This is a genomic window from Acidocella sp. C78, assembly GCF_907164655.1.
This window is the reverse complement of sequence record NZ_CAJQZK010000081.1, coordinates 44,148-50,481: the sequence shown is the minus strand read 5'-3', so window position 1 is coordinate 50,481 and position 6,334 is coordinate 44,148. Positions and strand designations below refer to the sequence as shown.

Sequence of the window (6,334 nt, the reverse complement as noted above, 5' to 3'; positions counted from 1 at the left end):
GGCGGCGCGCCGGGCAGCACGGGATCGCCCCAGCGGATCAGCACGTCCCGCCGCCACCCCGGCGCCACCACGTCGTTCAGCTGCGGCGCCTCCGATCCGGGCGGCAGGCTGGTGACGGGCTCAGCCATGCCGAGCACCGAGGTCGAGGCGCGGGCGGTCCCGGCCATCGCCAGCGCCGCCACGGTCCCGGTTCCGGCCAGAATGCCGCGCCGCCCGATCATGCGATCAGAATCCGCTCGCTCCGCCCAGGCCGCCGGACTGTCCGGCGCCAAGGCCCGGGTTATAATGCCCGACACCGCCGACAAGCTGCTGCAGGAAACCTGCATGGCCGCCCGGCGCGTGCGTTCTGCCACCCGCCATCGCCACATTCACCGCCTGTTTCTTGCCAACCCGGCGGATCGATTTCAGCACCCCGCCGCCGCCGAAATCCAGCACGACGACCTGCTGCTTCTCGACGCCGAGGGTCTGGCCGATGCGCGGCCGCGTCACCTGGCTCACATAAAGCCAGTCGTGGTCGTTGAACGATTCCCGCAGCGTCGGCGAACCGAGCAGGGCGGTGGCGTCCGCCTCGGTCGAAACGCCGGGAGTGAGCTGCTTGAGCTGCGCCTCGGTCACCGCGGTGCCCCGATAGCGCGGTTGCGCCGAAAACACGGCACAGCCGGCGAGCGCCGGCAGCATCAGCAAGGGGAGAAATGGGCGGAGCTTGATCGCCAATCTGCGCACGCGGCTCGATCCTCGGGTTGCGGCTGGTTCAGGCTCTATGAGCGAGCTTCCCTCGCCGTGCAAGATGCGGCACTGTTTTAACATGACTGACGCAGCCCCCGCCCCGCTCATCCGGCGCCTCGATCTCGCCCGCCTCGGCGATGAGCCTGAAACCCTGACCATCGAGTCCACACCGGCAGAGCGCGCCGCCATCGCCGCCGCCTTCGGCATCCCCGCGATCGCCGCGCTGTCGGGCCGTTTCCACCTGCGCCGCGCCGGCGGACCGCGGATCGCGGCGCGGCTGGAGCTCGCGGCCGAGGTCACGCAATCCTGCATCGTCTCGCTCGAACCGGTGGAGCAGTCGATCGCCGAAACCGCCGCGCTGCTGCTCGTCACCAACGGCGCGCCGGCGGAGGACGACGACATGCTGGACCCCGACGCGCCAGACCAGATCGCGCTGGACAGCACAATGGCCGATCTCGGCGCCCTGCTCGTCGAGCAGCTCGCCCTCGCCCTCGATCCCTATCCCCGCCGGCCCGGCGCGGAACCGCCCGCAGCACCCGATGCCGGCGCGGCGCCGCAGGCGCACCCGTTCGCCGCCCTCGCCAAGCTCCGCCGGCCGGACTGAGCCCAGCCCAGTCCGCCCCACCGCCAATCTTGCCCTCCGCCCCTCTCTCTGCTAGAGCGCCCCTTTCCGTTCCCCCCGGTCCGCGGGGCGTCACCTGCTGGCGCGCCCGGACCTTTCGCGACGAAACGTACAGAACCGAGAGCGACCCATGGCCGTACCCAAGCGCAAGACCTCCCCCTCCCGCCAAGGCATGCGCCGCAGCCACCACGCCGTGGGCCAGCAGGCTCATGCCGAGTGCAGCAACTGCGGCGAGCTGAAGCGTCCGCATCACGTCTGCGGCCATTGCGGCCATTATGACGGGCGTGAAGTCGTCGCGGCCGGCAAGGATCTCAAGGGCACGGTCCGGATCTGATCCGGCCGTGACCTTGTCGCCACCGTCCGTGCCTCCGCACAGCCGATGACGACCGGATCCCCTCCCGACTCCGCCTCCTCCGTGCCGCATCCGCCGCAGGGCCCCGATCGCCCGCTTGCCGCCGCGGGAGCCCCGGTGCTCGCTGTCGATGCGATGGGCGGCGACAATGCCCCGGATGTGGTCATTGCCGGGCTCGACATCGCCGCCGAGCGCCACCCGAGCGCCCGGTTCGAGGTGTTCGGCGACGCGCCGCGGCTCGACGAGCTGATCCGGCTGAGCAAGCGCCTGCGCAACCGCGTCACCATCCGCGCGACGACGGAAGTCATCCCCAACGAGCTGAAACCCACCGCCGCCCTGCGGCTTCGGGATGCCTCGCTGCGCCGGGCGATCGACGCCGTCGCCAATGGCGAGGCCGCCGGTGTGGTCTCGGCCGGCAATACCGGCGCGATGCTCGCGCTCGCCAAGATCGTCCTCAAGACAATGAGCGGGATCGACCGCCCCGCGATGGCGGCCATCGGCCCCTCGGCGCGCGGCGACGTGGTGATGCTCGATCTGGGCGCCAATGTCGTCTGCGATGCCCGCAACCTCGTCGAATTCGCCATCATGGGCGAGTTGTTCGCCCGCACCGTGCTCGGCCTGCCGCACCCGACGATCGGCCTGCTCAATGTCGGCTCCGAGGAAATGAAGGGCGACGAAACCCTGCGCCGCGCCGCCGAGGCGCTCCGCGAAAGCCCGATCGGGCCGCAGTTCCACGGCTTCATCGAAGGCCACGACATCGCCGGCGGCACCGTCGATGTCGTCGTGACCGACGGTTTCACCGGCAATGTCGCGCTCAAGACCGGCGAGGGCGCGCTGCGCCTGGTCGGCGACCTGCTGCGGCGGATCTTCACCGCCAACATCGCCGCCCGCCTTGCCTATCTCCTCGCCCGCCCCGGCCTGTCGCGCCTGCGCGAATGGCTCGACCCGCGGCGCTACAACGGCGCGGTCCTGCTCGGGCTGAACGGCGTCGTGGTCAAATCCCACGGCGGCGCCGACGCCGAGGGCTTCGCCCATGCCGTCGACGTCGCGATGGACATGATCGTCAACCGCTTCAACGACCGCATCCGCGACGACCTGACCCAGCACGTCGATCGCGAGCGCCTCGCCAGCGACGCCTTCCGCGTTACGCCATCCACACCTGTCACATCCGGCTGACCGACATGAAACGCACCGTTTTCGAAGGGGTCGGCAGCTACCTGCCGGAACGCATCGTCACCAACGACGAACTGGCCACACGGGTCGACACCTCCGATACCTGGATCCGCGAGCGCACCGGTATCGGCCAGCGGCACCTCGCCGCCCCGCACGAAACCGCGACCTTCATGGGCGCCGAGGCCGCGCGCCGCGCGCTTGCCTATGCCGGCGCCGCGCCCGAGACGGTCGATGCCATCATCGTCGCGACATCAACGCCGGATCAGGGCTTTCCCGCAACCGCGGTCAGCATCCAGGCCGCCCTCGGCATCACCCGCGGCTTCGCGTTCGACCTCTCGGCGGCCTGCTCGGGCTTCGTCTACGCCGTCTCGGTGGCCGATGCCTTCATCCGCTCCGGCCAGTGCGCCAGCGTGCTGGTGATCGGCACCGAGGTCTATTCCCGCATCCTCAACTGGGAAGACCGCGGCACCTGCGTCCTGTTCGGCGACGGCGCCGGCGCGGTGCTGCTGCGCGCGGCACAGGACGACGCCGATCGCGGGCTGATCTCCACCCATATCCATTCGGATGGCCGCTACGGCGACATCCTCTATATCGATGGCGCGACCGGCCAGGCCGACCGGCCCCAGCATCTGGTGATGAAGGGCTCGGAGGTGTTCCGCCACGCGGTGAGCAAGCTCGCCGGCGCGGTGGACGAGGCGCTCGCCGCGAACGGGCTCTCGCAGTCGGATATCGACTGGCTGGTCCCCCACCAGGCCAACCGCCGCATCATCGATGCGATGGGCAAGCGGCTCGGCCTGTCGCCCGAACAGGTCGTCGTCACGGTCGACCGGCACGCCAACACCTCCGCCGCCTCGATCCCGCTCGCACTCGACGAGGCGGTGCGGGACGGGCGGATCCAGCCGGGCCATCTCGTGCTGATCGAGGCGCTGGGCGGCGGGCTGACCTGGGGCTCGGCGCTGTTCCGGTTCTGACCCGGCGCCGCACCTCACCCGCGCCGCGGCGATGCCGGTTCCGTGTTGACCCGGCGATCTTTCTTGCTAATCTTGAAAAATGAGCACGTTGACACGCGCCGGACTGGCTGAGTCGATCTATGCGGCAGTTGGACTGTCGCGCAACGAATCCGCGGCGCTGCTCGAAGCGGTGCTGGACCGCATGAAGCACGCCCTTGCCGAAGGCGAGTCGATCAAGATCAGCGGCTTCGGCACCTTTTCCGTGCGCCAGAAAGGCCGTCGCATCGGCCGCAACCCGAAAACCGGCCACGAGGTGCCGATCCTGCCGCGCCGCGTGCTGGTCTTCCGCCCCAGCCAGATCCTGCGCGAAGCGGTCGATACCGGCAAATCCCCGTCATCGGCGGGCCGGTCTTGACCGACGAGGCGCCGCCGGACGATCCGCGGCAGGACGAGCAGGGCCGCGCCCGGGTGCGCAAATCAGCCGAGGCGTTCCGCACCATCAGCGAGGTGGCGGACGAGTTGCATGTCCCCCAGCATGTGCTGCGCTTCTGGGAAACCAAGTTTCCCCGCATCAAGCCCCTCAAGCGCGGCGGCGGCCGCCGCTACTACCGTCCGGACGATGTCGTGCTGCTGCAACGCATCGCAGACCTGCTCTATACCCAGGGCTATACGATCAAGGGAGTCCAGCGGTTGCTCCGCGAGGGCGGTGGGCTGCTGCATGGGGAGATCCCGCCCGCCTCGGAAGAGGAACGCGCCGCCTCCGCCGCCGAGCGCATGCGCGCAACTGCCGAGGCCGGCCTGCCGTCCGAGGCCAGCGAAGACGCGCCCGAACTGCCGATCCTCGCCGGTGCCGCCGCATCCCGGCCGGAACCGGGGCGGCCCGTCGATGCCGCGCCGGACCGGCGACTCGAACGCGCCCAGGCCACCACCACGGTGCTGCGCACCGCCATCCGCGCGGTGCTCGACGAGCTGGAAACCCTGCGCGCCAGCCTCGACCCGAGATAAGCGCCCGGGGTCGATTGCCTCACCCTGAATCAGTTGCTAAGACCCCCCTGTCGGAGCGTAGCGCAGCCTGGTAGCGCATCAGTCTGGGGGACTGGGGGTCGTGGGTTCGAATCCCGCCGCTCCGACCACTGGTTTCAATGTCTTCTCCCCCTCCCGAATCCCGATTTCGGCGCTAATTCCAGCCCGATCACGGCGCCGGCACCGCATGCGCCCGTTCGCCGCCCGGCCCGCGCCATGACGTTCCGATGAATTCCCGCGACTGAGGCTTGCCCGCGCGCGTCCGATCGGTGAAGGCCATGCTCCCTCAAACCGGAACGGACCCTTCATGATCAAGCCGCGCCTCCTCGCTCTCGCCCTGCTGCCCGGCCTGTGCGCAGCGCCCTTCGCGCGCGCCGCAACGCCCCGCTTCCATGTCGCCGGCCAGATCGCCCTGCCCGCAGGCCCGGTGAAATGGGATTACCTCGCCGATGAGCCGTCGGCGCACCGCATCTTCGCCGCCCAGGGCGACCAGGTCGACGTGATCGACACGCGCACCGATCGCCTCGTCGGCACGATCGCCAACGTGCGGGGGGCGCATGGCATCGCGCTCGCGCCGCGCTTCGGCCACGGGTTCGCCACCGCCGGAATGGCCGGCACCGTGACCATGTTCGACCTGAAGACCTTGCGCACGATCCGCACCATCGATGTCGGCAAGGGGCCGGATGCGATCGCCTATGATCCCTCGTCGCGGCGGGTTCTCGTGCCCAACGAAGTCAGCCAGACCCTGTTCGCGATCGACCCGGCAAATGGCGGGATCGTCGGCTCCCTGCCCTTCCATGCCGATCCCGAATTCATCGTCGCCGACGGGCGCGGGCGCGTGTATCTCAACCTCAAATCCGCCAACCGGATCGCGGTGATCGATCCGCGGCGCATGCGCATCCTGCGCGAGATCGACGTCTCGCACGCCTGCACGGGGCCGACCGGCCTCGCGATCGACCGCGCGGCGGCGCGCCTGTTCGTATCCTGCCGCAACGACGTGCTGGCGGTGGTCGATGCGCGCGGCGGGAAAGTGGTCGCCTCGCTGCAACTGCCAGGCTTTGCCGACGCGGTGCGCTACGATGCGCGGGACGCTCTGGCGCTGGCGCCGAGCATCGACGGCACGCTGACCGTCATCGGCGCGTCGCCCAGAGGTGGATATCGCATCGTCCAGCGCCTTGGAACCGAACCGGGCGCCCGAACCATGACCTTCGACGCCGCGACGAGAACGGCCTACCTTTCCACGGCGAGGCAGGTGGCCGTGCTGCCGCCGGCGCCGGGAAAAACCTACCCAAGGCGGGCGTTCAAGCCGGGGAGTTTCCGCGTGCTGGTGGTCCGCGCCAGCGCGCCCTGACAGCGTTGCCAGAGCACGTTGATAACCAGAGCACGTTGATAATGTGAGCATCATCCGATCGGACGGGTCATCCGATCGGAACCTGCTCCAAACGCAAAAAGCCTGAAATCCGAAGGATTCCAGGCTTCAGGCAAACA

The 6,334-nt window shown here is 69.5% G+C and carries 8 protein-coding genes, 1 tRNA gene and 1 pseudogene; 8 read left to right on the top strand and 2 right to left on the bottom strand.

All coding sequences use genetic code 11. From position 1 onward, the window contains the following. Together ACIDOCELLA78_RS93530 and ACIDOCELLA78_RS93525 are read right to left on the bottom strand one after the other, a co-directional pair. A pseudogene (locus ACIDOCELLA78_RS93530) lies at positions 1 to 221 on the bottom strand (phosphatase); the annotation flags it as partial. A gap of 4 nt (positions 222 to 225) precedes the next feature. After that, complete coding sequence (locus ACIDOCELLA78_RS93525; protein ID WP_249676430.1) at positions 226 to 678, bottom strand: outer membrane protein assembly factor BamE; 453 nt, start codon at positions 676 to 678, stop codon at positions 226 to 228. Positions 679 to 805: 127 nt separating this feature from the next. Between ACIDOCELLA78_RS93525 and ACIDOCELLA78_RS93520 the strand changes: the two genes are divergently transcribed. From ACIDOCELLA78_RS93520 to ACIDOCELLA78_RS93485, 8 genes are all read left to right on the top strand, one after another. Continuing rightward, the gene (locus tag ACIDOCELLA78_RS93520) at positions 806 to 1,330 is read left to right on the top strand and encodes a DUF177 domain-containing protein (protein ID WP_201729422.1); all 525 of its coding nucleotides are present in this window, start codon (positions 806 to 808) and stop codon (positions 1,328 to 1,330) included. A gap of 148 nt (positions 1,331 to 1,478) precedes the next feature. Continuing rightward, a complete protein-coding gene (gene rpmF, locus ACIDOCELLA78_RS93515; RefSeq protein WP_174503934.1) occupies positions 1,479 to 1,682 on the top strand; it encodes a 50S ribosomal protein L32 in 204 nt (67 codons plus the stop codon). Between the two features lie 153 nt (positions 1,683 to 1,835). Further along, entirely contained in the window at positions 1,836 to 2,876 is a 1,041-nt protein-coding gene (gene plsX / locus ACIDOCELLA78_RS93510; RefSeq protein WP_214006286.1) for a phosphate acyltransferase PlsX, read from the top strand. A 5-nt stretch (positions 2,877 to 2,881) separates the two neighbouring features. After that, positions 2,882 to 3,844 (top strand): beta-ketoacyl-ACP synthase III, encoded by a 963-nt coding sequence (locus ACIDOCELLA78_RS93505; protein ID WP_201729421.1) that lies wholly within the window; start codon positions 2,882 to 2,884, stop codon positions 3,842 to 3,844. 79 nt (positions 3,845 to 3,923) lie between these two features. Continuing rightward, on the top strand, positions 3,924 to 4,238 hold the full coding sequence (locus ACIDOCELLA78_RS93500) for an integration host factor subunit alpha (RefSeq protein WP_201729420.1): 315 nt from the start codon (positions 3,924 to 3,926) through the stop codon (positions 4,236 to 4,238). Further along, complete coding sequence (locus ACIDOCELLA78_RS93495; protein ID WP_201729419.1) at positions 4,235 to 4,828, top strand: MerR family transcriptional regulator; 594 nt, start codon at positions 4,235 to 4,237, stop codon at positions 4,826 to 4,828. Before ACIDOCELLA78_RS93500 ends, ACIDOCELLA78_RS93495 begins: the two co-directional genes overlap by 4 nt. 51 nt (positions 4,829 to 4,879) lie before the next feature. Continuing rightward, a tRNA-Pro gene (locus tag ACIDOCELLA78_RS93490) sits at positions 4,880 to 4,956 on the top strand. Positions 4,957 to 5,153: 197 nt separating this feature from the next. Then, the gene (locus ACIDOCELLA78_RS93485; protein WP_201729418.1) at positions 5,154 to 6,197 is read left to right on the top strand and encodes a YncE family protein; all 1,044 of its coding nucleotides are present in this window, start codon (positions 5,154 to 5,156) and stop codon (positions 6,195 to 6,197) included. The last annotated feature ends 137 nt before the right edge of the window (positions 6,198 to 6,334 follow it).

What these genes read in the sequence shown, in the direction of transcription:
- ACIDOCELLA78_RS93525 (WP_249676430.1), bottom strand. Translation starts at nt 678, where the DNA reads ATGCTGCCGGCGCTCGCCGGCTGTGCCGTGTTTTCGGCGCAACCGCGC.
- ACIDOCELLA78_RS93520 (WP_201729422.1), top strand. Translation starts at nt 806, where the DNA reads ATGACTGACGCAGCCCCCGCCCCGCTCATCCGGCGCCTCGATCTCGCC.
- rpmF (WP_174503934.1), top strand. Translation starts at nt 1,479, where the DNA reads ATGGCCGTACCCAAGCGCAAGACCTCCCCCTCCCGCCAAGGCATGCGC.
- plsX (WP_214006286.1), top strand. Translation starts at nt 1,836, where the DNA reads ATGGGCGGCGACAATGCCCCGGATGTGGTCATTGCCGGGCTCGACATC.
- ACIDOCELLA78_RS93505 (WP_201729421.1), top strand. Translation starts at nt 2,882, where the DNA reads ATGAAACGCACCGTTTTCGAAGGGGTCGGCAGCTACCTGCCGGAACGC.
- ACIDOCELLA78_RS93500 (WP_201729420.1), top strand. Translation starts at nt 3,924, where the DNA reads ATGAGCACGTTGACACGCGCCGGACTGGCTGAGTCGATCTATGCGGCA.
- ACIDOCELLA78_RS93485 (WP_201729418.1), top strand. Translation starts at nt 5,154, where the DNA reads ATGATCAAGCCGCGCCTCCTCGCTCTCGCCCTGCTGCCCGGCCTGTGC.